This is a genomic window from Pseudomonas sp. NFX98 (assembly GCF_047784845.1).
In the GTDB taxonomy this organism is placed as follows: domain Bacteria; phylum Pseudomonadota; class Gammaproteobacteria; order Pseudomonadales; family Pseudomonadaceae; genus Aquipseudomonas.
The window spans coordinates 98,611-125,573 of record NZ_JBLNNF010000020.1 but is presented as its reverse complement, the minus strand read 5'-3'; the positions used below and the strand labels follow the sequence as shown (position 1 = coordinate 125,573).

At 59.4% G+C, this 26,963-nt stretch carries 29 protein-coding genes; 12 read left to right on the top strand and 17 right to left on the bottom strand.

Features of this window, described 5'->3' with window-relative positions:
- Positions 1-13: 13 nt before the first annotated feature.
- The 7 genes from flgK to ACM110_RS24465 form a co-directional block, all read right to left on the bottom strand.
- The gene (gene flgK, locus ACM110_RS24495) at positions 14-2,026 is read right to left on the bottom strand and encodes a flagellar hook-associated protein FlgK (RefSeq protein WP_416129794.1); all 2,013 of its coding nucleotides are present in this window, start codon (positions 2,024-2,026) and stop codon (positions 14-16) included.
- Positions 2,027-2,050: 24 nt separating this feature from the next.
- Positions 2,051-3,331 carry a flagellar assembly peptidoglycan hydrolase FlgJ gene (flgJ, locus tag ACM110_RS24490; RefSeq protein ID WP_416129793.1) on the bottom strand — a complete coding sequence of 427 codons (1,281 nt, stop codon included), beginning with the start codon at positions 3,329-3,331 and terminating at the stop codon, positions 2,051-2,053.
- Positions 3,332-3,344: 13 nt separating this feature from the next.
- Positions 3,345-4,433 carry a flagellar basal body P-ring protein FlgI gene (locus ACM110_RS24485; RefSeq protein WP_416129814.1) on the bottom strand — a complete coding sequence of 363 codons (1,089 nt, stop codon included), beginning with the start codon at positions 4,431-4,433 and terminating at the stop codon, positions 3,345-3,347.
- Between the two features lie 27 nt (positions 4,434-4,460).
- A complete protein-coding gene (gene flgH / locus ACM110_RS24480) occupies positions 4,461-5,156 on the bottom strand; it encodes a flagellar basal body L-ring protein FlgH (RefSeq protein WP_416129792.1) in 696 nt (231 codons plus the stop codon).
- 53 nt (positions 5,157-5,209) lie between these two features.
- Entirely contained in the window at positions 5,210-5,995 is a 786-nt protein-coding gene (gene flgG / locus ACM110_RS24475) for a flagellar basal-body rod protein FlgG (RefSeq protein WP_008055493.1), read from the bottom strand.
- Positions 5,996-6,040: 45 nt separating this feature from the next.
- A complete protein-coding gene (locus ACM110_RS24470) occupies positions 6,041-6,781 on the bottom strand; it encodes a flagellar basal body rod protein FlgF (protein WP_077045755.1) in 741 nt (246 codons plus the stop codon).
- A gap of 273 nt (positions 6,782-7,054) precedes the next feature.
- Positions 7,055-8,614, bottom strand: a complete 1,560-nt coding sequence (locus ACM110_RS24465) for a sigma-54-dependent transcriptional regulator (protein WP_338582403.1) — start codon at positions 8,612-8,614, stop codon at positions 7,055-7,057.
- 278 nt (positions 8,615-8,892) lie between these two features.
- Between ACM110_RS24465 and phhA the strand changes: the two genes are divergently transcribed.
- The 6 genes from phhA (at position 8,893) to ACM110_RS24435 (ending at position 13,296) form a co-directional block, all read left to right on the top strand.
- Positions 8,893-9,684, top strand: a complete 792-nt coding sequence (gene phhA, locus ACM110_RS24460; protein WP_416129791.1) for a phenylalanine 4-monooxygenase — start codon at positions 8,893-8,895, stop codon at positions 9,682-9,684.
- 106 nt (positions 9,685-9,790) lie between these two features.
- Positions 9,791-10,147 carry a 4a-hydroxytetrahydrobiopterin dehydratase gene (locus tag ACM110_RS24455; RefSeq protein ID WP_008055502.1) on the top strand — a complete coding sequence of 119 codons (357 nt, stop codon included), beginning with the start codon at positions 9,791-9,793 and terminating at the stop codon, positions 10,145-10,147.
- Positions 10,147-11,340, top strand: coding sequence for an amino acid aminotransferase (locus ACM110_RS24450; RefSeq protein WP_416129790.1), 1,194 nt, complete (start codon positions 10,147-10,149; stop codon positions 11,338-11,340). The genes ACM110_RS24455 and ACM110_RS24450 overlap by 1 nt, the downstream gene beginning before the upstream one ends.
- A gap of 267 nt (positions 11,341-11,607) precedes the next feature.
- Positions 11,608-11,739 (top strand): hypothetical protein, encoded by a 132-nt coding sequence (locus ACM110_RS24445; protein WP_263597392.1) that lies wholly within the window; start codon positions 11,608-11,610, stop codon positions 11,737-11,739.
- 72 nt (positions 11,740-11,811) lie between these two features.
- Positions 11,812-11,997: a hypothetical protein gene (locus ACM110_RS24440; RefSeq protein ID WP_056853044.1), complete on the top strand. Its 186-nt coding sequence runs from the start codon at positions 11,812-11,814 to the stop codon at positions 11,995-11,997.
- Positions 11,998-12,096: 99 nt separating this feature from the next.
- Positions 12,097-13,296, top strand: a complete 1,200-nt coding sequence (locus ACM110_RS24435; RefSeq protein ID WP_416129789.1) for an MFS transporter — start codon at positions 12,097-12,099, stop codon at positions 13,294-13,296.
- Here ACM110_RS24435 and arfB read toward each other — a convergent pair.
- From arfB to ACM110_RS24390, 9 genes are all read right to left on the bottom strand, one after another.
- A complete protein-coding gene (arfB, locus tag ACM110_RS24430) occupies positions 13,293-13,706 on the bottom strand; it encodes an alternative ribosome rescue aminoacyl-tRNA hydrolase ArfB (protein ID WP_416129788.1) in 414 nt (137 codons plus the stop codon). The two genes, ACM110_RS24435 and arfB, sit on opposite strands and share 4 nt — an antisense overlap.
- A gap of 421 nt (positions 13,707-14,127) precedes the next feature.
- The gene (locus ACM110_RS24425; protein WP_416129787.1) at positions 14,128-14,550 is read right to left on the bottom strand and encodes a DUF4225 domain-containing protein; all 423 of its coding nucleotides are present in this window, start codon (positions 14,548-14,550) and stop codon (positions 14,128-14,130) included.
- Positions 14,540-14,656 (bottom strand): type VI secretion system tube protein Hcp, encoded by a 117-nt coding sequence (locus ACM110_RS24420; protein WP_416129813.1) that lies wholly within the window; start codon positions 14,654-14,656, stop codon positions 14,540-14,542. Before ACM110_RS24420 ends, ACM110_RS24425 begins: the two co-directional genes overlap by 11 nt.
- 116 nt (positions 14,657-14,772) lie before the next feature.
- Positions 14,773-16,185, bottom strand: coding sequence for an amino acid permease (locus ACM110_RS24415; RefSeq protein ID WP_416129786.1), 1,413 nt, complete (start codon positions 16,183-16,185; stop codon positions 14,773-14,775).
- 830 nt (positions 16,186-17,015) lie between these two features.
- Positions 17,016-18,227 (bottom strand): 23S rRNA pseudouridine(2605) synthase RluB, encoded by a 1,212-nt coding sequence (gene rluB / locus ACM110_RS24410; protein WP_416129785.1) that lies wholly within the window; start codon positions 18,225-18,227, stop codon positions 17,016-17,018.
- Between the two features lie 251 nt (positions 18,228-18,478).
- Complete coding sequence (scpB, locus tag ACM110_RS24405) at positions 18,479-19,450, bottom strand: SMC-Scp complex subunit ScpB (protein WP_416129784.1); 972 nt, start codon at positions 19,448-19,450, stop codon at positions 18,479-18,481.
- A gap of 11 nt (positions 19,451-19,461) precedes the next feature.
- Positions 19,462-20,160: a segregation and condensation protein A gene (locus tag ACM110_RS24400; protein WP_416129812.1), complete on the bottom strand. Its 699-nt coding sequence runs from the start codon at positions 20,158-20,160 to the stop codon at positions 19,462-19,464.
- 120 nt (positions 20,161-20,280) lie between these two features.
- Entirely contained in the window at positions 20,281-20,910 is a 630-nt protein-coding gene (locus ACM110_RS24395; RefSeq protein ID WP_338582410.1) for an L-threonylcarbamoyladenylate synthase, read from the bottom strand.
- Positions 20,911-20,923: 13 nt separating this feature from the next.
- On the bottom strand, positions 20,924-21,787 hold the full coding sequence (locus ACM110_RS24390; protein WP_416129783.1) for a PHP domain-containing protein: 864 nt from the start codon (positions 21,785-21,787) through the stop codon (positions 20,924-20,926).
- Between the two features lie 87 nt (positions 21,788-21,874).
- Here ACM110_RS24390 and ACM110_RS24385 point away from each other — a divergent pair, with 87 nt between their 5' ends.
- The 6 genes from ACM110_RS24385 (at position 21,875) to ACM110_RS24360 (ending at position 26,172) form a co-directional block, all read left to right on the top strand.
- Positions 21,875-22,471: a septation protein A gene (locus ACM110_RS24385; protein ID WP_416129782.1), complete on the top strand. Its 597-nt coding sequence runs from the start codon at positions 21,875-21,877 to the stop codon at positions 22,469-22,471.
- Between the two features lies 1 nt (position 22,472).
- On the top strand, positions 22,473-22,772 hold the full coding sequence (locus tag ACM110_RS24380) for a YciI family protein (protein ID WP_008156126.1): 300 nt from the start codon (positions 22,473-22,475) through the stop codon (positions 22,770-22,772).
- A 111-nt stretch (positions 22,773-22,883) separates the two neighbouring features.
- Positions 22,884-23,297 carry a translation initiation factor 2 gene (locus ACM110_RS24375; RefSeq protein WP_416129781.1) on the top strand — a complete coding sequence of 138 codons (414 nt, stop codon included), beginning with the start codon at positions 22,884-22,886 and terminating at the stop codon, positions 23,295-23,297.
- A 7-nt stretch (positions 23,298-23,304) separates the two neighbouring features.
- Complete coding sequence (locus ACM110_RS24370; RefSeq protein WP_338582414.1) at positions 23,305-23,982, top strand: response regulator transcription factor; 678 nt, start codon at positions 23,305-23,307, stop codon at positions 23,980-23,982.
- A 221-nt stretch (positions 23,983-24,203) separates the two neighbouring features.
- On the top strand, positions 24,204-24,653 hold the full coding sequence (locus ACM110_RS24365; RefSeq protein WP_416129780.1) for a Spy/CpxP family protein refolding chaperone: 450 nt from the start codon (positions 24,204-24,206) through the stop codon (positions 24,651-24,653).
- Between the two features lie 175 nt (positions 24,654-24,828).
- On the top strand, positions 24,829-26,172 hold the full coding sequence (locus tag ACM110_RS24360; RefSeq protein WP_416129779.1) for a sensor histidine kinase: 1,344 nt from the start codon (positions 24,829-24,831) through the stop codon (positions 26,170-26,172).
- A gap of 112 nt (positions 26,173-26,284) precedes the next feature.
- Here ACM110_RS24360 and ACM110_RS24355 read toward each other — a convergent pair whose 3' ends face one another.
- The gene (locus ACM110_RS24355) at positions 26,285-26,851 is read right to left on the bottom strand and encodes an NAD(P)H nitroreductase (RefSeq protein WP_416129778.1); all 567 of its coding nucleotides are present in this window, start codon (positions 26,849-26,851) and stop codon (positions 26,285-26,287) included.
- Positions 26,852-26,963 lie beyond the last annotated feature (112 nt).

Genomic DNA, 26,963 nt, shown 5'->3' with positions numbered 1-26,963 from the left:
GTTCTACGGCTCCTTAAAGGGCATTGATCAGAGTGCTGAAAATTTCCTGCGCAGTCTTGATGATCTGCGAAGAGGCCGTGTAGTACTGCTGGTACTTGGTCAGGTTGCCCGCCTCTTCATCGAGGTCGACGCCCGACAGCGAGTCACGGGCATTGCGCGCACCGGTCAGGATGGTATCGGTGGCCGTGCCATCCAACTGAGCTTGCTTGGTCAGAGAACCAACAGTCGTTACCAGACCACCATAGGCTTCGGTAAAACTCACGCCCGGGCTGGTGGCGCTGGCGCCGATAGTAGCCTTGGTTTGCAGCGCGAGCAGCGACTGGGCATTGCGGTTGTCGGTGCTGTCGGCCGCCGTCATGGAAATATTGAAACTGTCACCGGAAGCAGGGCTGCCGCTGACGGTCATTGCCACGTTGAAGGTTTTGGCGTTGCCACCGGCATCGGTGTAAGGCACGGCGATGTTCAGGTCGTTGTTCTGGCCCGGCACGATGCTGCCGGTGCCGATGCTCACACCCTTGGAGTCGAACACTTCATAGGCGGTGGCGCTGGTCATCAACATGCGAACCGGCATCGCAGCCTTGACCGCTGTCTGCACTTCCAGACGCTGGACCGGGTCGTAGATGTCCAGGAGCGTGCTCAGTTTCGGTTGGCTGACATCGCCGGTGCCGTCATTGCCCGAGGCCTTGGTGGACGTCAGCGGAGCGGACGTGGCCAGGGTCTTGGTGTCGGTCATGACCGTGGTCATGTCGGCGGCGGAGCCACGGGTCGGGGTAATCTTGAACGAATCGCCGGCGGCCACGGTGCCCGAATTGATGCTCAGGCTGAAGCCGTCGATGACCGGATCAGCGGCAGGCGGTGTAGCGAATGCAAAGTTGCCCATGTCGGTGTTATCCGACAGGCGACGCACGTTATATCCCGTCGCCGTGATGGTTACCTGATAATCACTGGCCGCCAGCTTGCTGGTGTCCTTGATGGTGACGTTCAGGTTGCCGGATGCCGGGTTGTTGCCAGCGTTGGCGATGCTGCGCTCGCTGATGGCTTTCAAGCTGTTGATGTTGTTGAACAGCGCCGCGCCGAAGTTGCCGTTCTGATCCAGGCCCTGGCCCAACTGCTTGTTGACCTGATCGGCGACGACCATGGCGATGCGACCCAGGCCATTGACCGCCGGTGCAAGCACTTCGTTGCGATAACGCACCAGGCCGCCCATCTCGCCACCGCTCATCACGCTGGTGATGTCGACTGAAGAGCCGTTGCGATCCATGATGATCGAGGAACGGGTCGGATCGGCAGGGTCCGGCGCCACACGCAATTTGTTGACGACGTCGCCGACCACCAGCGGCTGGCCACTGCCCAGGTAGATATCTATTCGCCCCTCGGTCTCGGTCACCTGCGTGCCGACCAGCTCGTTGAGCTGGCGAATGGTTTCGTTGCGCTGGTCCAGCAGTTCGTTGGGTGTACCGCCAGAGCCGCTGACTTCAGCGATCTTCTTGTTGTACGCCGCCACGGTCGACGCCAGCTTGTTGACCTGATCGGCCATCGAACCCAACTGGTCGTTGATGTAGGTATTTTGCTGCGACAGCTGCTGCGAGATCGAGTTGAAGCGACTGCTCAAACCCTGGGCATTGGTCAGCAATGCCTGGCGTGCAGCGTTGTCGTTGGAGTTGCCAGCCAGGGTTTGCAACGACGCGAAGAACGATTGCAGGGTCTTGGTCACACCGGTGCCGCTGTCGGACAGCAACTTGTCGACCTGGGTGGCCTGCCCCAGATAGGCCTGCGCATCGCTGTTGAGCGAAGTGGTGGTCTGCAACTGTGCATCGAGGTAGCTGTTGTACACCCGACGCACGTCGGCCAGCGTGGTGCCGGTGCCGATGAACACATTGCCATACTGAATAGAATTCTTGCTGTTCTGTACAGTTTGCTGGCGCGAGTACCCGACGGTATCGACGTTGGAAATGTTATTACCGGTAGTCACCAACGATGCGTGGCTAGCGGACAAACCCGACATTCCGATGTTGAGTAAACTCATGGTTCAGACCTTGATCCTTAGTGCCTATAAAGGCGTGGTGGAAACGCCCGCCGCAGCGTAGTTCTGGTAACTCGTCATCTGCTTGGCTATCTGCGAAATCTTGCTTGCGTAGTCCGGGTCGGTTGCATAACCGGCCTTCTGCAACTCGCGTACAAACTGTTCTGGGTTATCGGCCGACTTCAGCACATCTTGATAGCGATTATTGGTCTGCAGCAAAGTAACAAGGTCATGGAAACTGTCCTTGTAAGAGTCGTAGGAACGGAACTCGGCCGTTTCCTTGACCATCTCGCCATTCCTGAATTCGCTGGTGATCGCACGCGCCGAATTGCCTTGCCAGTTACTACTGGCCTTGATGCCGAACAAGTTGTGGCTGCTGCTGCCATCCTGCGCGCGCATGACCGACTTGCCCCATCCGGTTTCCAGTGCGGCCTGGGCCACCAGGTAGCGCGGGTCGACGCCAATGCGATCGGCCGCTTCCTTGGCCATGGGCAGCATGGTGTTGACGAATTCGTCGGCGGAACTGAAGGCTTTCTTCGCCGGTGCCAAAGGAATTTGTGCGATGGCGCGACCATGGATTTGCATCGATCCGTTCGACGCAGCTTGCGCATTCGCCAGCCAGTCGCCGTTGTACAAAGGCCCGGCACCGCTGGTTGTTACGCGCTCCGGCAGTTGAGTCTTGTTGACCGCCGCAGCGGTCGTCGTGGCGGAAGGCACCAGGCCTGCCAGCAAACGATCGGCCAGTTTCGGCGGCAATGCCAGGCGCCGCTGATTGATCAGCGCCATGTCATTGTGATGCGCGCCCTCGCCTGTCGGTGCCTTGACCGAACGCGAAGCCCACAACGGACGCTCGCCATTGACCCGTGACAGCGGCCCATTGATCGCCACCGTGCCCGCCGCAATTGGTGTTTGCGCAGCGGCTTTCGCGGCCTTCTGCTTGGCGGCGGACAACGTTGCCGCTTCACCCGGCGCCAGCGGTTTGTTCTTCGACATCTGGCGCATCAGCACGTCGGCCAGGCCAATGCCACCGCCCTCGCGGGACATGGAAACGGCCAACTGCTGGTCGTACATTTCCTGGTATTGCTTGGCTTCTGCGGTGTTGAGCGGATTGTCCTTGCCCAGCGCTTCGGTGGCCGAGCGCATGGACTTGAGCATCTCGCCGAGGAACAGCGATTCGAATTCCTGCGCAACCTTGCGCATGTTCGCATCGCTGTTCTTGTCGCCGACCTTGAGCTGGTTCAGCCGGTTCAGGTCGGAGAACGCACCTGAATCGCTGCTGCTGACCCGACCACTCTTGAACATGTCCATATGATCGCCGCCCTTAAATCACGATCAGGTCGGCTTGCAAGGCGCCGGCCTGTTTCAGTGCTTCGAGGATGGCCATCAAGTCACCCGGTGCCGCGCCGACCTGGTTCACCGCACGGACAATTTCGTCGAGGGTGGTGCCCGGGCCGAACTTGAACATTGGCTTGGCTTCCTGTTCCGCATTAACCCGCGAGCGCGGCACGACTGCGGTCTGACCATTGGACAGAGGGCCGGGCTGGCTGACGATCGGGTCTTCGGTGATGGTAACGGTCAGGCTGCCGTGCGTAACGGCGGCTGGGGAAACCTTGACGTTCTGGCCGATCACGATGGTGCCGGTGCGCGAGTTGATGATGACTTTCGCCACTGCCTGACCCGGATCGATTTCGAGGTTTTCGAGGATCGACAGGTAGTCGACACGCTGACTCGGATCGAGCGGCGCGGTGACGCGAATCGAACCGCCATCAATGGCCTGCGCCACACCAGGGCCGAGCATGTCGTTGATCTTGTCGACGATGCGCTTGGCGGTGGTGAAATCGGAGCGGTTGAGATTCAGCGTCAGGCTGTTGCCCTGGTTGAATCCACTCGGCACCGCTCGTTCAACCGACGCACCGCCAGGGATGCGACCGGCCGACGGAACGTTGACGGTGATCTTCGAACCGTCGCGACCTTCGGCATCGAAACCGCCGACCACCAGGTTGCCCTGGGCGACGGCGTACACGTTGCCGTCAATACCCTTGAGCGGCGTCAGCAGCAGCGTACCGCCGCGCAGGCTCTTGGAGTTACCGATGGACGAAACGGTGATGTCGACCTGCTGACCCGGCTTGGCGAACGCTGGCAGATCGGCACTGATCGACACCGCCGCGACGTTCTTCAACTGCACGTTGCCCGAACCCGGCGGCACCTTGATGCCGAACTGCGAGAGCATGTTGTTGAAGGTCTGCAGGGTGAACGGGGTTTGCGTCGTCTGGTCGCCAGTGCCGTTAAGCCCGACCACCAGGCCGTAACCGATCAATTGGTTGGAGCGCACGCCGGAAATGCTGGCGATGTCCTTCAGGCGCTCGGCTTGAACGTTGAAGGCTGCCGACAGCATCAGGGCGGCCACCATGAGGTGCTTTAAGTTCAACGTGACCACCTAGAAAGGGAACAGCGGGCTGAGGAAGAAACGATCGAACCAGCCTGGCTGACTCGCATCGGCAAACGAACCGGTGCCCGAGTAGGTGATGCGCGCATCGGCGACACGGGTCGACGACACAGTGTTATCGGTCGAGATATCGTCGGCGCGAACCAGCCCGGCAATCCGCACCAGCTCGTCGCCGGTGTTGAGCGTCATCCACTTCTCGCCACGTACCGCGATGATGCCGTTGGGCAACACGTCGGCCACGGTCACGGTGATCGAGCCGGTCAGGGTGTTGCCCTGCGCTGCCTTGCTGTCACCCTTGGTCGCGCGGTCGCCTTCATAGCTCGCGTCCAGACTCAGGTCGCCACTGCCAAACGGGTTGTTGGTGTTCGGGGTAGAGCCGAACAGCGAGCTCAGACCGATGCTGGCCTTGCTGTTCTTGCCGATTTGCGAGTTGGCGTTTTTGCTCGCCTGGGTCTTCTCGTTCAGGGTGATGGTAATGATGTCACCGACCCGGAACGCCTTGCGGTCGCCATAGAGGTTCTGCTCGAAACCAGCCTGATAAATCGAACCGTTATTCGCGGCAGCCGGCAGCGGCGTGCGCGGCAACACCGGGGCGTAGTAAGGATCATTGGGCTTGGGTGTCGGACCGACACAGCCGGCGAGCACGGTGATCCCACTCAATGCCAGAACAGAAACGAAGCGATTCATGACCCTTACCTCACGGTGTTGCAGGCGACCGCATGGCCGCCTCATAGACTTGATTACAGATTCTGCGTTACGAACGAGAGCATCTGGTCGGCGGTGGAGATCACCTTGGAGTTCATCTCGTAGGCGCGCTGAGTGGTGATCATGTTGACCATCTCTTCAACGGTGCTGACGTTGGACGTTTCCAGGGTGTTCTGCAGCGTGGTACCGAAACCGGCCAGGCCCGGGGTGCCGACTTGCGGCGCACCACTGGCGGCGGTTTCCAGGAACAGGTTGTTACCCACCGCTTGCAGGCCGGCCGGGTTGATGAAGTCGGCGGTTTGCAGGTTGCCGATCACCTGGGAAGCCGGGTTGCCGGCCACGGTGATCGACACGGTGCCGTCCTTGCCGACGGTGAAGGTCTGGGCGTCGTTCGGGATGACAATCGCCGGTTCCAGGGCGAAGCCGCTGGCGTTGACGATCTGGCCGTTGGAGTCCAGGTGGAAAGTACCGTCACGGGTGTAGGACGTGGTGCCGTCCGGTTGCAGGATCTGGAAGAAACCGCGACCGTCGATGGCCATGTCCAGCGGCTGCTCGGTGGTTTGCAGGCTGCCGGCGTTGAAGTTTTTCTGGGTGCCGACAATGCGCACACCAGTACCCAATTGCAGGCCCGACGGCAGTTCGCTGTCCTGGGTCGACTGGGCGCCTGGCTGGCGTTTGATCTGGTAGAGCAGGTCCTGGAACTCGGCACGGTCACGTTTGAAACCCGTGGTCGACACGTTGGCCAGGTTGTTGGAAATGGTGGTCAGGTTGGTGTCCTGGGCGGACAGACCGGTTTTGGCAACCCATAGAGCCGGAAGCATTCGATTCTCCTCGTGCGCCTGTTTTACGGCGCGACGTTCTGATAATTAGCTGATCTGCAAGACCCGAGCCATGGCCTGGTCGTCTTCTTTGGCGGTGTTCATCATCTTGATGTGCAGCTCGAACTGCTTCGACAAGGCCAGCACCGAGGTCATCTCGTCCACGGCGTTGACGTTGCTCGACTCAAGGAAGCCGGACACCAGTTTGACGTTGGCATCGGCTTGCGCCGGTTGGCCGTCCTTGGTGTGGATCGAACCGTCCAGGCCCTTGGTCATGTTCTTGATGTCCGGATTGACCAGCTTGATGCGGTCGACTTCCGCCATCACGCGAGGACCTTCGCCCATCGCACGAATGCTGATGGTGCCGTCTTCACCGACTTCGATCTGCTGCTCGGGCGGCACGGCGATCGGGCCGCCGTTGCCGATCACCGGCATGCCGTTGCCGGCGCGCAATACGCCCAATGCATCAACCACCAGGCTGCCGGTGCGCACATAGCTTTCGCCGCCATCGGGATTCTGCACCGCCAGCCAGCCATTGCCCTGCACGGCGACATCGAGATCGCGACCGGTTTCTACCAGCGAGCCAGGAGAGAAGTCGGTGGCCGGGCGTTCGGACATGGCAAACGCACGCGCCGGAAAGCTGTCGCCGAACACCGGCATCGAACGCGCCTGCTCCAGGTCTTTCTGGAAGCCGTTGGTGGAGATGTTCGCGAGGTTGTTGGCATGAGCCTTTTGCGCCAGTGCATTCTGGCTGGCGCCGGTCATTGCCACATAAAGGTACTTGTCCACAATCTTTCCTCTGCCTGCCGGACGTTTGCCGCCCACTGCTGTACTGACGAGGCATAAGCAATTTGCAGACCAACTTGTTTTTGGCGGCGCGGGGGCCGGTAAACAAAGGGCTTGAGGAGTGGTGCGGGGAAATTTGGAAAGTAGTGAAGACGAAAAACCGGCGGTGTTATGCCGCTTCGCGGCAACGGATCAAAAGATCGCAGCCTTCGGCAGCTCCTACAGGGCATAGGTGTTCAACCTGTAGGAGCTGCCGAAGGCTGCGATCTTTGATCTTCAGGAAATGTCTTTGCCCACCTCATAATCCCGCAACTTGTTGGCAATGGTGGTATGCGAAACCCCCAACCGCTTGCCCAGTTGCCGACTGCTCGGATGCTCGGAATACAAACGCTCCAGCACGGCTTTCTCGAAGCGCCCGACAATCTCGTCCAGCCCGCCCTCCAGCGAAAAGTCGCCAAGCGGCTGACGCACGCCATAGTCCGGCAAGCGAATGTGCTCGGCCTTGACCGTGCCGCCATCGCACAAGGAAACCGCCTGGAACAGCACGTTTTCCAACTGCCGGACGTTTCCCGGCCAATGATAGTGACTGAGCCGGTCCATGGCCGCCGGGGCCAGTTTCGGCAGCGGGCAACCGATCTGCCGACTGGCCTGATCGAGGAAGTGCTCCACCAACGGCGGCAAACCGTCGAGACATTCGCGCAGCGGCGGGATGTGCAGCGATAGCACGTTCAAGCGGTGATACAGATCCTGACGAAACTCGCCGCGCGCGCACAATTCGGAAAGGTCGACCTGAGTCGCGCAGATCACCCGCACATCGAGGTAGACCTCTTCATCGCTGCCTACGCGACGGAAGCAACCGTCCTGCAGAAAACGCAGCAACTTCACCTGCAAGCGTGGGCTCATTTCCCCGACGCCATCGAGAAACAGCGTACCGCCCGCCGTCAATTCCAGCAGCCCGAGTTTGCCCTCGGCCCGCGCCCCTTCAAAGGCGCCCGGGCCGTAGCCGAACAACTCGGTCTCGGCCATGGACTCTGGCAGGCCGGCACAATTGAGCGCCATCAGCGGCGATTGCCCACGCGGGCTGGCCAGATGACAGGCGCGCGCCAACAACTCTTTGCCGGTGCCGGTTTCGCCTTCTATTAATAGCGGCGCATCGAGTGGCGCCATGCGCCGGGCTTCGCGCACCACCGCCGCCATCACTTTCGAGCTTTGGAAGATGCTGTCGAAGCCACGCAACTCCTGCTTGCGCACGTTATAGATGCGCTCGCCGACCCGGTCGGCGCGGTGCAGCGTCAGCACGGCACCGGCCATCGCTTCGCTGTCGTCGTGCTCCGATTGCAGCGGCGCGATGTCGGCCAGGAACACATCGCCCTTGACCTTGACCCGCAACCCGTTGATCCGCGATTTGTTGGCGCGCACCAGTTCCGGCAAATCGAAATCTTCGGCATAGCGCGACAACGGAATCCCCGGCACCTCGTCGACTCGCACACCGAGTAACTGCGCCGCCGCACGGTTGGCCGCCACGATGGAACCGCCCATATCAATCGACAACACCGGAAATTCCAGGGCACCGAGCAACGCATTGAGCTCCATGTGCCGACGCTCGCTGGGCATCAGGCCTACGCGCTTGACACCGAAGACCCCGGCAATCGCCTCGAATTTCGGACGCAGCGCCTGGAACTGAATGTTGATCAGGTTAGGACAGTGCAGATAGATCGCATTGCCATGCTCACCGCCCACCTCACCGCGAGCGACATTGATGCCGTACTCCACCAACAGATTGAGAATGTCGCGCAGGATGCCGATGCGGTTCTGGCAGTGGACTTTGATACGCATATAAAGGCCCGAACAGTGGTGAATGAGGCTCGCCGCAGAGAAATTTCTGCTGAAACGATCAGATAGTCGTCAAGATTATGTGACAGGTGGAGCGCATTTCCCACCCGCCAATCTCAACATCTGCGCGACAACGGCAAAAACGTAACGGAAACTTTACGATTATTGGAGAATTTTCCTACGCGGAGCACGGATCACCTGCTGCCATTGCGCAATTCATGGGTTATTTCTGGGTCCATAGCAGCACATAACAAGAACGAATCCCCTAGCAGGAGAGCAGCATGAAGCAGACGCAATACGTGGCTCGCGAGCCCGATGCGCAAGGTTTTATCGACTACACCGCTGAAGAACACGCGGTGTGGAACACGCTGATCACTCGCCAACTGAAAGTGATCGAAGGGCGTGCGTGCCAGGAATATCTGGACGGTATCGAAAAACTCGGTCTGCCCCACGACCGCATTCCGCAACTGGGCGAGATCAACAAGGTCCTCGGTGAAACCACCGGTTGGCAGGTCGCCCGTGTTCCTGCGCTGATCCCCTTCCAGACCTTTTTCGAATTGCTCGCCAGCAAGCAGTTTCCGGTGGCTACCTTTATTCGTACCCGCGAAGAGCTGGATTACCTGCAAGAGCCGGACATTTTCCACGAGATTTTTGGCCACTGTCCGCTGCTGACCAACCCTTGGTTTGCCGAATTTACCCACACCTACGGCAAACTCGGCCTGCAAGCGACGAAGGAAGAACGCGTGTATCTGGCGCGCCTGTACTGGATGACCATCGAGTTCGGCCTGGTCGACACCCCGCAAGGCCAGCGCATCTACGGCGGCGGCATCCTGTCCTCGCCGAAAGAAACCGTGTACTGCCTGTCGGACGAGCCTGAGCATCAGGCGTTTGATCCACTGGAATGCATGCGCACGCCTTACCGCATCGACATTCTGCAACCACTTTATTTCGTACTGCCGAACCTCAAGCGCCTGTTCGACCTCGCCCACGAAGACATCATGGGCATGGTCAAGCAAGCGATGCAGATGGGTCTGCACGCACCGAAATTTCCGCCCAAACCAAAAGCCGCGTGATCCGCAGCTTTTAGAATCAAGTGAGCCTGTCGCAAACCCACGCCATGCATTAGCGTGGTGTGCTACTGACGGCCGATTTCCCAACATTCGATTTCAGGAACACATCATGACCGCACTTACCCAAGCCCATTGCGAAGCCTGCCGCGCCGATGCCCCACAAGTCAGCGACGAAGAACTGCCGATCCTGATCAAACAGATCCCGGACTGGAACATCGAAGTTCGCGACGGCATCATGCAGCTGGAAAAAGTCTTCCTGTTCAAGAATTTCAAGCACGCCCTGGCGTTCACCAACGCCGTCGGTGAAATCTCCGAGGCCGAAGGTCACCACCCTGGCCTGCTGACCGAGTGGGGCAAAGTTACCGTGACCTGGTGGAGCCACTCGATCAAAGGCCTGCACCGCAACGACTTCATCATGGCCGCGCGCACTGACGAAGTAGCCAAAGACGCCGAGGGCCGCAAGTAATGCATTTCGACGCCATCGGCCGTGTCCCCGGCGATCCGATTCTCGGCCTGATGGAGGCCTATGCGCAGGACCCGAACCCGCGCAAATTCGACCTCGGCGTGGGTGTCTACAAAGACGCTCAAGGCCTGACGCCGATTCCGCAGTCGGTGAAACTCGCCGAAGCGCGTCTGGTGGAGCGTCAAACCACCAAGACCTACATCGGCGGTCACGGCGAGCCGGCGTTCGGCAAAGCGATCAATGAGCTGGTGCTTGGCGCCGACTCGAAACTGATCGCCGAACAACGCGCCGGCGCCACCCAGACACCGGGCGGCACGGGGGCGCTGCGCTTGAGCGCGGACTTCATCGCCCAATGCCTGCCGGGCCATGGCGTGTGGTTGAGCAACCCGACCTGGCCAATCCACGAAAGTATTTTCGCGGCAGCCAAAGTCAAGGTCAGTCACTACCCGTACGTGGGCAACGACAACCGCCTCGATGTCGACGCCATGCTGGCGGTGCTCAGTGAAGCGCCCAAGGGTGATGTCGTGTTGCTGCACGCCTGCTGCCACAACCCGACCGGTTTCGACCTGTCCCATGACGATTGGCGCCGAGTGCTGGACGTGGTGCGCAAGCGCGAACTGCTGCCGCTGATCGACTTCGCGTATCAAGGTTTCGGCGATGGCCTGGAACAGGATGCGTGGTCGACCCGGTTGTTCGCCGCCGAGTTGCCGGAAGTGCTGATCACCAGCTCCTGCTCGAAGAACTTCGGCCTGTACCGCGACCGCACCGGTGCGCTGATTGTCTGCGCGAAAACCGCTGACAAGCTCACCGACATCCGCAGCCAACTGGCCAACATCGCCCGCAATCTGTGGTCGACTCCGCCGGATCATGGCGCCGCCGTGGTGGCGACCATCCTTGGCGATCCAGAGTTGAAAAATCTCTGGCGCGACGAAGTGGAAGCGATGCGCCTACGTATCGCCCAATTGCGCAGTGGTCTGGTGGAAGCCCTAGAACCACACGGTTTACGCGAGCGCTTTGCGCACATTGGTGTGCAGCGCGGGATGTTTTCCTACACCGGGTTGACGCCTGAGCAAGTGAAAAAACTGCGTGATCATCACAGCGTGTACATGGTTAATTCGGGTCGGGCCAACGTGGCGGGGATTGATGCCACGCGCCTGGATTTGTTGGCCGAGGCGATTGCCAGCGTCTGCAAGTAACAACACCAAAACTGTGGGAGCGAGCTTGCTCGCGATGAGGCCATAACATTCAACATTTCTGTTGGCTGTCTGGCCGCCATCGCGAGCAAGCTCGCTCCCACATTTGTTTTGTGGTGTCTCTCCTACCGATCTGTCTATACAACCCCGTCCGTCGAAACAAATGGATATAAAAGTCTGTTTGTCATTTTCAGTGCTGTATCCTGCCGAGGCTTTTTTGAAAGCGCGGATCTACCAGATCTATCAACAGACTTAGCGAGGAGCGCAACCATGCACGAGATTCCTAATCTCCCCTTCCCAAGCCTGCACGTACCTGAGCAGACGACCACGCAACAAGCCGGTGCCCAACAGCCCGAGCCGAAAGAAGCACCTGACAGCCGCAAGGCTGACAGCGAAGACTGAAACACCCGCCGTACAGACCGTGTGGAAAGCGCTAACATGCGCTTTCCACACTGCCTGAAAGAGCCTTTACCCATGACCGATGAATTCAGCGAAGCGCAGGCCAGCGTCCTGATTGGCACCGCCGAGAAAATGATCGAGATATGGAATCGCCTCTCCCCCGAAAAACAGGCCGCATTGCTTGCCCGCTTTGGCACTGAAGAAAATGCCTTGGCCGCTCTGGTCACCACGCAGCTGGTGGCGCCTGCCAAGCCCGAGTGACCCCACCAGGCAAATAGTTTTACTTTTTCACAACCCACGACAGCCAGCACCGCTATCATAAGCAGCCTATCTATCCTGCTTTGCCGTGGACCTTTACCCATGTCTGAAAACCAGCGCCCCCTGGCGGTCACGCTGCAAGTTGTTTCCATCGTCCTTTTTACCTTCATCGGCTACCTGAACATCGGCATTCCCCTCGCCGTATTGCCGGGTTACGTCCACAGCGACCTGGGTTTCGGCGCGGTGATCGCAGGTCTGGTGATCAGCGTGCAATACCTGGCTACCCTGCTGAGCCGCCCGTATGCCGGGAAAATCATCGATAACAAAGGCAGCAAACTGGCGGTCATGTACGGCCTCGCCGGTTGCGGTTTAAGTGGCGTATTCATGTTGATTTCGGCATGGACGCAAAGCTTGCCGATGCTCAGCCTGATCAGCCTGTTGATCGGTCGCCTGGTACTCGGCAGCGCGGAAAGCCTGGTGGGTTCGGGTTCGATTGGCTGGGGCATTGGCCGCGTCGGCGCGGCGAACACCGCCAAAGTCATTTCGTGGAACGGCATCGCCAGTTACGGCGCACTGGCGGTCGGCGCACCGCTGGGGGTGCTGCTGGTCAATCAAATGGGCTTGTGGAGCATGGGCGTGAGCATTGTGCTGCTGGCGGTGCTTGGCCTGCTGTTGGCCTGGCCGAAAACCGCCGCGCCGATTGTTGTCGGTGAACGTCTGCCGTTCATGCATGTGCTCGGCCGCGTGCTGCCCCACGGTTGCGGCCTGGCCTTGGGCTCCATCGGTTTCGGCACCATCGCCACGTTCATCACCCTGTATTACGCCACGCAGCACTGGGATAACGCGGTGCTGTGCCTGAGCCTGTTCGGCGCCAGCTTCATCGGCGCGCGTCTGTTGTTCGGCAACCTGATCAATCGTCTCGGCGGTTTTCGCGTAGCGATTGTCTGTCTGTCGGTGGAGACCCTGGGCCTGTTGCTGCTGTGGCTGGCACCGGATGCTCATTGGGCGCTGGCGGGCGCAGCGTTGAGCGGTTTCGGTTTCTCGCTGGTATTTCCGGCGTTGGGAGTGGAAGCAGTCAATCTGGTGCCAGCTTCCAGCCGTGGCGCGGCGGTCGGTGCTTACTCGCTGTTCATCGATTTGTCGCTGGGCATCACCGGACCGTTGGCCGGTGCGATTGCGGCAGGTTTCGGCTTTGCTTCGATCTTTCTGTTCGCCGCACTGGCCGCACTCAGCGGCCTGGGGCTCAGCGTTTACTTGTACCGGCAGGCGCCGAAGCAACGCGAAGCGCGGGACATGCGTTAGAAATCGACTTTGCCGCGCCCGGCCTTGATGTTGCCGCGCTTGGATTTGGATTCCAGCCGACGGGTTTTCGAACCGAAGGTCGGCTTGGTCGGACGGCGTTTCTTTTCGACCTTGGTGGCGCTCTGGATCAACTCGACCAGACGTTCCAGCGCATCGGCACGGTTCTGCTCCTGCGTCCGGTATTGCTGGGCCTTGATGATCAACACGCCATCGCTGGTGATCCGGCTGTCGCGCAGCGCCAACAACCGCTCCTTGTAGAACTCAGGCAAGGACGAGGCCGGAATGTCAAAGCGCAGGTGCACCGCACTGGAGACCTTGTTGACGTTCTGCCCACCGGCACCCTGTGCGCGAATGGCCGTCAACTCGATCTCGGCATCCGGCAGATGCACGTTGTTGGAAATCACCAGCATGGAAAAGCGTCCGGGTTCTTGAGGGTGCAGGATACCGCGAATAACGTCCTGAATTGCAGATGATCACGGGCACAAGCGAAACCTTGAAAGCCCCTGACTTTTCTTACAGTGTTTTCGTATTTACACAGTGGAAGTTGCATTGTTTCTAACGGTGATGATACTAACCTAAGCCCCTAATGGACAGAATTAGCCAAAGTGAACTTTGAAAATATTAGATACCACATCGCGGTTACCTTACTGGTTCTAGGCTGCTCAATTCCAATCACGGGCGCGGTTGTCTGGGTAATTACTGAAATAGTCCCATTGGAGGAATGCTCCCTAGATATTGCCTATGTAGCTACGTATATACCTATTGCGCTATTGGGCTTGCGCTTCTATTTGCCAAGGATGCGTGGCTGGACATAACTAAAGCTTGCTAAAATCACTTTTCTACACCCTCCTTTAACCGTACTTCCTCCGCGATCATATTCAAGGTTATCGAATCCGCCAGCCCCTCAAATAACAATGCCAGAGCTCCGGCTTGCCGATAGGCCTTTTCATGACTCATTGGATCGAATCTAAATAGCTGCGCAGAACCAGGCTTACGCACAACCCTAAACGCCCCAAAGCCCGAGAGAATCAAGTCGGTTGTGTAATACGCCACATTACCTTTATAACTATCCTTAAAGAGAACTTTATATCCTTGCCGGATAGGTCCCTGAGCACTAGGTGCATCGGGACCGTTGTAAATATTAGCCGCGCTTTCGGCAATATTATTTCCCCCATGAGCTATTAAAAGCGCACCTGGCACAACCCCAGCGCCTCCCGACATTCCCGTTATGGCTATGCCAGCCTCAATTTGCATTGCACCCGCCAGTACGGTAGAAATTTATGACGCACTCGACTTCTTCACACTCATGCAGCGCGCTCGCTAACAGCGGTGACGATTTATCGATAGCCTTGGTAATCATGATCGGCATGTGCTTACCACGACCGCCTGAAATGGGAATAAGCCAGCACGATGATTTCAAAAGCATCAAGAACAAATAACCCGGCACATGGCCGGGTTTTTTGTTTTTTCGCGGAGTTACTCCGTCGCAGCCTGCAAGGTGCGCTGGGCACTGCGCTTGTTCTTGATGCCGTAGCAGACCCACATGAACACGAGCCACACCGGAATCGCGTACACGGATGTCTGGATCCCCGGAATCAACAGCATCACGCCGAGGATGAACAACACGAACGCCAGGCAGATGTAGTTGCCATACGGATACCAAAAGGCCTTGAACAGCGGCGTCTGCTTGGTTTTGTTCATGTGTTGGCGGAACTTGAAGTGCGAGTAGCTGATCATCGCCCAGTTGATCACCAGCGTGGCCACTACCAGCGACATCAGCAACTCGAGCGCGCTGTGCGGGATCAGGTAGTTCAGCAGTACGGCAATCAGCGTAACGGCAGCCGAAGCCAGGATCGAACGCACCGGCACGCCGCGCTTGTCGATCTTCGCCAAGGCCTTCGGCGCGTCGCCCTGCTCGGCCATACCCAGCAGCATGCGGCTGTTGCAGTAGGTGCCGCTGTTGTACACCGACAACGCCGCAGTCAGGACCACGAAGTTGAGGATGTGCGCGGCGGTGTTGCTGCCGAGCATCGAGAACACTTGCACGAACGGACTGCCGCTGTAGGAATCACCGGAGGCGTTCAGCGTGGTCAGCAAGCTGTCCCACGGGGTCAGCGACAGCAGGATCACCAGGGCACCGATGTAGAAAATCAGGATCCGGTAGATCACCTGGTTGATGGCCTTCGGGATTACGGTTTTCGGTTTGTCGGCTTCGGCTGCGGTGAAACCGAGCATTTCCAGGCCGCCAAAGGAGAACATGATGAACGCCATGGCCATGATCAGGCCGGTCGTGCCGTTCGGGAAGAAGCCACCGTGGGACCACAGGTTGCTGACCGCTGCTTGCGGGCCGCCATTACCGCTGACCAGCAGGTAGCTGCCCAGGGCAATCATGCCGACGATCGCCACGACCTTGATGATCGCGAACCAGAACTCGGCCTCGCCGAACACTTTGACGTTGGCCAGGTTGATCGCGTTGATCAGCACGAAGAAGGCCGCCGCAGAGACCCAGGTCGGGATGTCCGGCGCCCAGTAGTGGATGTATTTGCCGACCGCGGTCAGTTCCGACATGCCCACCAGAATGTACAGAATCCAGCAGTTCCAGCCCGACAGGAAGCCGGCAAAGCCGCCCCAGTACTTGTGCGCAAAATGGCTGAAGGAGCCGGCTACCGGATCTTCGACGATCATTTCGCCCAGTTGGCGCATGATCATGAAGGCAATGAAGCCGCAGATGGCATAGCCGAGGATCATCGACGGCCCGGCGGATTTCAGCACCCCGGCCGAGCCGAGGAACAATCCGGTACCGATCGCGCCACCGAGGGCAATCAATTGAATGTGGCGATTCTTCAGGCCGCGTTTCAGCTCGCCTGAATGCGAGTTTTGTCCACTCATGAAAAGGGTCTCACGCAAGGTTTGATGATGTTCGAAAGACGTTGCAGCTTGGGAAAAACGTTAAGCGGCACCGATCAAACCCCAGCGCAGGCACCAGGAGTTCAGCGTATTTACAACGGTCATGCGTCACCTGTTTGTTTTTATCTGTGACGAAATCGAACCCGACACGCTCGTGACGCGGCGGAGTGAACAAGGCGGATAGCCTTGAGGTTTGCGCAGGTGCGCAGGAGGTCACAGGTAAAACGCGGCGCATTGTACACCGCTAACCCCCTGCTGCCAGACCCGCTGGATCAGCGTGTCGGTTGCCGGGATTGCCTGTGTCCGCCCCGATGGCTTCGGGCGGCTGCAAAAAAGGAGTCAGACCTTTGCGGGTCGTTGACGGGGACGATGGAAAAACCGGCCCGCGCGAAGAGCTGGAAACGGATTGCGGCGTTCATTGCGCCTCCTTTTTGTTATGCACCTGCACGACAGGCATGGGGCGCATGACACCTTGCATCAGTCACTGAAACAAGCGGGCTAGAGGGCTTGGAGGGTTAAAGATGGCGCCGATTCGTAAGCGGTTTTTTACAGTATTGAGAGCGTGGCGAATTCAGGGGGGAAAGCTGTGGATTTCGTAAGGCTTTCTTTACGGGGCGTAATGCTTGATTTCCACTTGGACATATTCGGTGCGGCGACTGGCGCTATCGCGAGCAGGCTCGCTCCTACAGGAGACCGAGTTATCTGATGCAAATGCGATCCCCTGATGGCGCCCTTAAAAACAACACAGACATAAAAGCCAGACAAAAAAACGCCAACCCGAAGGTTGGCGTTTTTTATGAAGCGCTTGCCGATTACTCAGGCTTGCGACGACCGAAGCCCGGGCGCTGACCCGATCCGGCCGGTGCACCGCGACGCTTGCCCGACGGCTTGTCGCCATCGACCAGTTTGATCCCCGGACGCTTCGGCGCAGGCTTGGCCGGGCGCTTGGTGTCGGCTGGGCGATCGGCTACCGGCGTACCACGACTTTCGCCGCGCTCGGTACGACCATTGGCCGGACGTGGCGTGCGAGGACCGCGCTCGCCGTCCTGACGCGCAACTGGCTTGCGACCTGGACGCTCGCCTTCGATCTGTGGCTCGCGGTTTTCCCGCGGCGCGGCAGGTGCGGCAGAGGCCGGACGCAAGGTACGCACACGTTCAGCTTTGGCCATCGGACGCGACGATTTACGCTGCATCCGGTCGAGCTTGTCTTTGCTCTTGGCGTTCATCTGCGGCATCGCGACCGGCGTCAGGCCGACCTCGGCACTCAGGATGTCGACTTCGTACTGGCTCATTTCGCGCCAGCGGCCCATCGGCAAGTCGGAGTTGAGGAACACCGGACCGAAACGCACGCGCTTCAGTCGGCTGACCACCAGGCCCTGGGATTCCCACAGACGACGCACTTCACGGTTACGACCTTCCATCACCACGCAGTGATACCAGTGGTTGAAACCTTCACCACCTGGCGCCTGCTTGATGTCGGTGAACTTGGCCGGGCCGTCTTCGAGGACAACGCCAGCCTTCAGGCGCTCGATCATCTCGTCATCGACTTCGCCACGTACACGTACCGCGTATTCACGGTCCATTTCGTAGGAAGGGTGCATCAGGCGGTTGGCCAGCTCACCGTCAGTGGTGAACATCAACAGACCGGTGGTGTTGATGTCGAGACGACCGATGTTGATCCAGCGGCCTTCTTTCGGCTTTGGCATCTTGTCGAATACGGTCGGGCGACCTTCCGGGTCGACACGGGTGCAGATCTCGCCGTCAGGCTTGTTGTACATGATCACGCGGCGGACCGACTCGGCGGCCTCTTCGCGCTTGATCACCTTGCCATCGATGGTGATGGCGTCGTGCATATCGACGCGCTGGCCAAGGGTGGCGTCTTTGCCGTTGACCTTGATGCGGCCGTGGCTGATCCAGGCTTCCACGTCACGGCGCGAGCCGACGCCGATACGGGCGAGGACTTTCTGCAGTTTTTCGCCTGCTGGGCCGATTTCCTGGTCGTCTTTCTGGTCTTTGATACTCATCTGGGCACCTCCCGGTGTGTTCTGAAAACTGGGTACTCGGGCGAAGGGATCGCCGAAGGGTCGCGAATCATACGCGCATGAATGCGTTTGCGCATCAGAGACTAGCTGATCGAGGCAAGGTTATTGGATTTTCCGCCGATCGGTGGTGCTGTCTGTTAAGAGCAAGATTAAAAGATCGCAGCCTGCGGCAGCTCCTACATTGGAATGCGTTCCTCTGTAGGAGCTGCCGCAGGCTGCGATCTTTTGACGCTTCAGTCTTCGAATTCGCGGCGTTCAGCTTCGATAGCTTCGGCGAGCGCCAGGGCTTCGGCTTCTTCGTCGCTTAACTCGGGCTCGGATTTCGGCTGTTCCAGCGCGGCAACGGCGGCCAGGAGTTTTTCACGAGCCTCGGCTACGCCAAGAATGTCGTCTTCCTGCTCGGGTTCAATTTCCGGTTCAGGCTCGATTTGGGCAGTTTCAGGTTCCGGTTCGATGTCGGGCTGCTCCGAATCAAACTCAGGCGCCACGCCGTCTCGCAACAAATCATCGAAATCGGTCTTGATCCCCTCTTCCATGCTGTCCAGTTCCAGCAACAGCGTATGGAAACTGGTCTCTTCCTTCGGCTCTTCCGGCTCGGCGCTAGCATCGGCCAACTCTTGCAGCGATGCCGGCACAGGTGCGTCGTCGAAATCGAGGACTGGATCGGGTTCCAGCTCACGCAACTCCGCCAGCGGCGGCAGGTCGTCGAGGTTCTTCAGGTTGAAGTGATCGAGAAACGCCTTGGTGGTGGCGAACATCGCCGGTTTACCTGGCACGTCGCGGTATCCGACGATGCGGATCCACTCGCGTTCCATCAGCGTCTTGACGATTTGGCTGTTGACCGCCACGCCCCGCACATCTTCGATTTCGCCGCGAGTAATCGGCTGTCGGTAGGCGATCAGCGCGATGGTTTCGAGCATGGCGCGCGAGTAACGCTGCGGCCGCTCTTCCCACAAACGCCCGACCCACGGCGAAAACTTCTCGCGAATCTGCAGGCGATAGCCGGAAGCGACTTCCTTCAACTCATACGCGCGACCATCGCAGGACTTGCCCAGAATGGTCAGGGCTTTTTTGAAAACCGCGGGCTCCGGGCGCTCGCCTTCTTCGAAGAGTTCGAACAGGCGCTCCAGGGATTGCGGTTTTCCCGAGGCCAACAGAAAGGCTTCAAGCAGTGGCGCCAGCTCGCGGGGTTCACTCAGGTTCATGATTCGACTCGTTATTCGGCTCGGGCTCGCACATGGATCGCGGCGAACGGCTCATTCTGCACCAGCTCGACCAAAGATTCCTTCACCAGTTCGAGGATCGCCATAAAGGTCACGACGACCCCCAGCTTCCCCTCTTCCGCGGTGAACAGCTCGACGAACGGCACGAAACCGCCGCCCTTGAGGCGTTCGAGCACATCGCTCATGCGTTCGCGGGTGGACAGCGCCTCGCGGCTGACCTGGTGACTTTCGAACATGTCGCCACGGCGCAGCACCTCGGCCATGGACAGCAGCAGCTCCGACAGACGCACGTCCGGCAACAGCTTGCGCGCCCGGGCCTCCGGGGCATCGAGCTTGGGTACCACCACGTCGCGACCGACGCGGGTCAGGCCATCGATGCCTTCAGCGGCAGCCTTGAAGCGCTCGTACTCCTGCAAGCGGCGAATCAGCTCGGCGCGAGGGTCTTCTTCCTCGTCCTCGACGGTTTCGGCCCGGGGCAGCAGCATCCGCGATTTGATCTCGGCGAGCATCGCGGCCATCACCAGGTACTCGGCAGCGAGTTCCAGGCGCACCGATTGCATCAACTCGACATAGCCCATGTACTGGCGAGTGATTTCCGCCACCGGGATGTCGAGGATGTTGATGTTCTGTTTGCGGATCAGGTACAGCAGCAGGTCGAGCGGGCCTTCGAAGGCTTCGAGAAAGACTTCCAGTGCATCCGGCGGGATGTACAGGTCCAGCGGCATTTCCATGACCGCCTGGCCATAGACCATGGCAAAGGGCAGCTCTTGCTGGGCTCCGGCCTGACTGTCGACGGGTTCTACTGCGGACATCTAGGCCTCGGCCATGAACGGCGCTGGGTCGCCGCAACCGACGCGGATCACTTCCGGTTCGCCATCGGCGAGGCTGATCACGGTGGACGCCTTGATCCCGCCGAAACCGCCGTCGATGATCAGGTCGACCTGATGCTCCAGCAACTGGCGCATTTCATAGGGATCAAACATCGGGTCGGTTTCACCGGGCATGATCAGGCTCACGCTCATCAACGGCTCGCCGAGTTGATCCAGCAGTGCCAGCGCGATTGGATGACTGGGCACCCGCAGGCCGATGGTGCGTTTTTTCGGGTGCAACAACAGCCGCGGGACTTCGCGGGTGGCGTTGAGAATGAAGGTATACGGCCCCGGCAGATGAGCCTTGAGGATGCGGAAGGTGCCGGTGTCAATCTTGGCGAACAGGCCCAGTTGCGACAGGTCGCTGCAGATCAGCGCGAAGTTGTGCTTGTCGTCCAGCCCACGCAAACGGCGCACACGTTCCACGGCGACCTTGTCACCGATCTGGCAACCGATTGCGTAGGAGGAGTCCGTGGGATAAATCACCACCCCGCCGCTACGGATGATTTCGACAGCCTGTTTGATCAGGCGCGGTTGCGGGTTTTCCGGATGAATCTGGAAAAATTGACTCACATTCTCTACCTGTTCAGACGGCGGCAATAACTGGGTCATGTTTGAACCGACACCACAGGGGTGGCAGATCCTCCGGGAGCGGGCGGTACTCACCGATTTCCGACCACCCGCCTGGGCCATGGAAATCACTGCCGGCGCTGACCAGCAGACCGAACTCGCGGGCCAGAATGGCCAGGCTGCCCACTTGATCGGCAGGCTGATAGCCATTGACCACTTCGATCGCGTGGCCCCCCGCTTGAATATAGTCGGCAATCAGGCGGCGACGCTTGCTGCGAGTAAATTCGTAATGCCAGGGATGGGCCAGACTGACCCAGGCCTTGGCTGCGCGCAGGGTTTCGACCGTGTCTTCCAGGGTCGGCCAGTGCTGCTTGACGTCCCCGAGCTTACCGGCGCCCAGCCATTTGCGAAACGCTTCGGCGCGATCCTTGACGAAACCTTCACGCACCATCCAATCGGCGAAGTGCGGTCGGGCAGGTGCGTTGCCGCTATCGCCCAGTTCCTGCTGGATCTCGCGCGCGCCTTCCAGCGCGCCGGGCATGCCTTTGAGCGCCAGTTTGCGGCTTATTTCTTCGGACCGCAGCCAGCGGCCATCGTGCAATTTGGCAATCGCTTCGACCAACGGCGCGGCATTGACATCGAAACCGTAGCCCAGCACATGAATGGTCGCGCCGCCCCAGGTGCAGGACAATTCGACGCCGTTGACCAGTTGCATCCCCAGCGCAGTCGCCGCTTCCCGGGCTTCAGCGATGCCTTCGAGGGTGTCGTGATCGGTCAAGGCCAGGACTCGCACGCCTTTCTCGAACGCACGCGCAACCAGAACCGCGGGCGCCAGGGCGCCATCGGAGGCCGTGCTATGGCAGTGCAAATCAACATTCACGGGGCTTTGTAACCTCAAATCAGCTGGCGCTATCGCGCGCCCATATGTTTGTTATTATGCCGCCACATCCTGCTTCTGGCTGCCACTGTGAAACAATTCATCGATTTCATCCCGCTCCTGCTGTTTTTCATCGTCTTCAAAATCGATCCACGGGTCGTCGACATTGCCGGCCACGAGGTAACTGTAGGCGGTATTTACAGCGCCACCGCGATGCTGATCATCAGTTCGCTGGTGGTCTACGGCACGCTGTTCATCAAACAGCGCAAGCTGGAGAAGAGCCAGTGGCTGACCCTCGTCGCCTGCCTGGTCTTCGGCAGCCTGACCCTGGCCTTCCACAGCGAGACATTCCTGAAATGGAAAGCCCCGGTGGTCAACTGGCTGTTCGCCCTGGGTTTCATCGGCAGCCACTTCATCGGTGACCGCCTGCTGATCAAACGCATCATGGGCCACGCGCTGACCCTGCCGGAGCCGGTCTGGACGCGCCTGAACATCGCCTGGATCGTGTTTTTCCTGTTTTGCGGTGCCGCCAACCTGTTCGTCGCGTTCACCTTCCAGAGCTACTGGGTCGACTTCAAGGTCTTCGGCAGCCTGGGCATGACACTGATTTTCCTGGTCGGCCAGGGCATCTACCTGTCCCGCCACCTGCACGATGCCGATACCACATCGCCAAAAACCGAGGACTGACATGCTTTACGCAATCATTGCCACAGACGTCGCCAACTCCCTGGAAGCCCGCCTGGCCGCACGCCCGGCACACCTTGAGCGCCTGCAAGTGCTCAAAGGCGAAGGTCGCATCGTATTGGCCGGCCCGCACCCGGCGGTCGACAGCAATGATCCGGGCGCAGCGGGTTTCACCGGCAGCCTGATCGTCGCCGAATTCGACTCCCTGAGCGCCGCCCAGGCCTGGGCCGACGCCGATCCGTACATCGCCGCCGGCGTCTACGCCAACGTCTCGGTCAAGCCGTTCAAGCAAGTCCTTCCGTAATATCCTTCCGCGCGATGAACCTTTAACGGTTCATCGCGATCTCAATCGCTCATTATTCTCGTTTGCCTGCCGACAACCTGCCAAATACCCGTATTGGAATCAGGAGTCGCGATGCGCAAAGGTCCTTTGTGTCTGATGTTGGTCACGCTGTCGATCGTGGCCCCCGCCCACGGTGAAGAAAGCGCCGAGGGTGGCGGTTCGACGCCTTTGTCCTTGAGCGCCGGCAGCCAGATCAACGAATTGCAGCAACGCTTGAAGGAAAGCGAGCGGCAACGAGAAGAACTGAACAAACAATTGCAGACTGCCGATGGCGAACGCGAAAGCGCCCAACTGACCCGGTTGCGCCAGGAGAACCAGCGTTTGAAGCTGCAACTCAAGGAAACCCAGGCCGGCAGTTCGATCCCGCGCTTGCTGACCGATCAGCAACAGTGGTTCGTCATTGGCGCCGGAGTTGCGCTACTGGCCCTGCTCTGCGGTATCTTCGCCAGTGGTGCAAGTCGAAAACGTCGACAATGGCTAAATTGAGTGAGTCATGAGCGAGCTGTTACTAATTGATGATGACCAGGAGCTGTGTGAGCTCCTGAGCAGTTGGCTGAGCCAGGAAGGCTTTCAGGTACGTGCCTGTCACGATGGCCAGAGCGCTCGTCGCGCGCTGGCCGAAACCTCTCCGGCAGCCGTGGTGCTGGATGTGATGCTGCCGGACGGCAGCGGCCTGGAACTGCTCAAGCAGTTGCGCAGCGATCATCCGGATTTGCCGGTGCTGATGCTCTCGGCCCGGGGCGAACCCCTGGACCGCATCCTCGGCCTGGAACTGGGCGCCGACGATTACCTGGCCAAGCCCTGCGATCCACGGGAATTGACAGCCCGCCTGCGCGCCGTATTGCGGCGCAGTCATCCGGCGGCGGTGTCCAGCCAGTTGGAGCTGGGCGACCTGTGTTTCAGCCCGGTGCGCGGTGTGGTCAGCATTGATGAGCAAGAGTTTTCCCTCACCGTTTCCGAAAGCCGTTTGCTCGAAGCCCTGCTCAAGCAACCCGGCGAGCCGCTGGACAAACAGGAACTGGCGCAAATCGCCCTCGGCCGCAAGCTGACCCTGTACGACCGCAGCCTCGACATGCACGTCAGCAACCTGCGCAAGAAGATCGGCCCGCATCCTGATGGCCGCCCGCGCATCGTGGCCCTGCGTAGTCGCGGCTATTACTACAGCCTCTGAATCCTTCTGTAGGAGCTGCCGGAGGCTGCGATCTTTTGACTTTGGTTCAGAAGATCAAAAGATCGCAGCCTTCGGCAGCTCCTACACAGCCGGTAAGTTTTGTCAGGTCAGCCGAAAATCATGTTTACCAAAGCTTTACGCTCCGCTGACCGCCGCTGACCTTGATCTCCGTAATCTGCACACATCCGGAACGTACCGGGAATGAGACAAGGAGATTCACCATGCGCAAGACTCTTATCGCTCTGATGTTCGCCGCTGCCCTGCCGACCGTTGCCATGGCCATGCCTGAAGGCGCCGGCCCGATGGGTGGCCCAATGGACGGTTCGCGCCATGGCGGTCAGATGCACGGCATGCACGGTAAAGGCCCCTACAGCCAGCTGGACCTGAGCCGCGAACAGCGCGAGCAGATCCGCAAGATCATGGGCGAGCAGATGCACGAGCGTAAGCAACTGGTCGACAAATACCTGGAGAAACTCTCCCCGGCCGACCAGAAAGCCATGAAAGACGAAATGGCCGCCAAGCATCAGAAAGCCGAAGCCGATGTGCGCGCCGTGTTGAAACCGGATCAACAGAGGAAATTCGACGAGATCCAGAAAAAACAGGCTGAACGTCGCGCCGAATGGGCAGAGTTCAAAGCCTGGAAAGCGCAACAACCGCAAAAAGCGCAATAATGCACTGACCCCGGACCCAACGGCTGAACACCGTTGGGTCTTGCACTACACAATCCACTGTGGGAGCGAGCTTGCTCGCGATGGCGGACTTTCTGACACGTTGATGTCGGATGTGTCTACGCCTTCGCGAGCAAGCCCGCTCCCACACTGATCTGTGTTTGATTGAGGATTTTCCGTGCGTTCACTGTTCTGGCGTATCCTGGCGAGCTTCTGGCTGGCCATCGCTCTGGTTGCAGGGCTGTCCATATTGCTCGGGCACATGCTCAACCAGGACGCATGGATTCTCAGCCGCCATCCGGGCCTCAACACCCTGGCCGAACAGTGGACGCAAACCTACGAAGCCCAAGGCGAAGTAGACGCCCAGGACCTACTGGAAGAGCGCAAGCGCCAGTATCACATCGACGTCCAGGTGCTCAACGAGAGCGGTGACCCGGTGGTGCGCGGCACCTTTCCGCGCCGCGCCGCCGCCTTCGAAGCACGGCAGAACAACGACGACCGACGCCTGCCATGGCGGCGCCTGACCGACGAATACACCAGCGAAAAAACCGGCGACACCTACCTGTTCATCTACCGGATCCCCCACCCCGAACTCAACGCCTGGCACCGCGAAAGCCTGCTCTGGCCGCTGAGTGCACTGGGCATTGCCCTGGTGGTGCTGACCTTGTTCAGCCTGTTCGTTACCCTTTCCATCACCCGTCCCCTCAGCCGTTTACGCGGCGCGGTGCATGATCTCGGGCAAACCACGTACCAACAGAACAGCCTGATCAAACTGGCAAACCGGCGCGATGAATTCGGGGTACTGGCCAACGACTTCAACCGCATGGGTTCGCGCCTGCAAAGCCTGATCGGCAGCCAACGTCAGCTGCTGCGAGACGTCTCCCACGAACTGCGCTCCCCGCTTGCCCGACTGCGCATCGCCCTTGCATTGGCCGAACGGGCCACGCCTGAGGAACGGGAAAAACTCTGGCCGCGCCTCACCCGCGAATGCGACCGGCTCGAAGCGTTGATCAGTGAAATCCTGGTACTGGCGCGGGTCGATGCCGACAACGCCAGCGCTGAAGACGTAGACCTGAACTCGCTGCTCAATACTCTGCAAAAAGATGCGCAACTGGGTTCACCGGATCAACTGGTCCATCTCGAAGCCGAGGCGCAACTGAGTCTCAAGGGCTGGCCGACCATGATCGAACGCGCCGTCGACAACCTGCTGCGCAATGCCCAACGCTTCAATCCGGTCGGCGGCCTGCCAATTGAAATGCAGGCGTTGCGCAATGGCGAACGGATCGTGGTGAGCGTGCGTGATCATGGGCCGGGGGTTGATGCTGAACATTTGAACCAGCTCGGCGAACCGTTCTACCGTGCGCCGGGGCAGACAGCTGCCGGGCATGGCCTGGGCCTGGCAATTGCCCGGCGTGCGGCGGAGCGCCATGGCGGAAATCTGGTGCTGGCCAATCACCCGGAGGGCGGTTTTATTGCCAGTCTGGAATTGCCGTTGGTGCCGGGGGCTGTCGTTTCGCCGTAAAAATGGGGTGATGCAAAAAGATCGCAGCCTCATTTCACTCGACAGTTCCTACAAGTTTTTGTGTACGCCTGTAGGAGCTGTCGAGTGAAACGAGGCTGCGATCTTTTGATCTTCAGGCCTTACCGGGCCAGGCGCTGACGAATTCGGCCAGATCGACTTTCTCCGCCACTCGCGGTTCCTTCTGTGGTGTGCCGAGGTACAGGAAGGCAATCACCTCTTCGCCTTCCGCCAACCCCAACCCCTTGGCCACGTGCGGCGAATAAGCCAGATCCCCGGTGCGCCATACCGCGCCAATACCCTGCGCATAGGCCGCCAGCAAAATCCCGTGGGCCGCACAACCTGCCGCCAGCAATTGCTCGGACTTCGGATACTTGACGTGGTCCTGCACCTTAGCGATCACGACCACCACCAACGGCGCCCGCAGCGGTCCGTTACGCGCCTTGTCGATGGCCGCTTCGGTGACTTCGCTGTCCTGCAGCTTTGCCGCCTCGGCCAGCAACTCGCCCATTTGCTCACGCGCCTCGCCTTCGACGGTGAGGAACCGCCACGGCTGCAAATGACCGTGATCCGGTGCGCGCATGGCGGCGGCAAACAGCACTTCGCGCTGTGCCTGGGACGGTGCCGGCTCGATCAGGCGCGGGACGGAAACACGGTTGAGCAAAACGTCGAGAGCCTGCATCGGCCACCTCCAGAAAAAATTGTGCGGCTATTCTAGCTGTAACCGCGAAGGCAGTGCCGGTTTACATGCCCTGCCCCGCAGGTAGAATGGCGCCCTTCCCTATTTCAGCCCG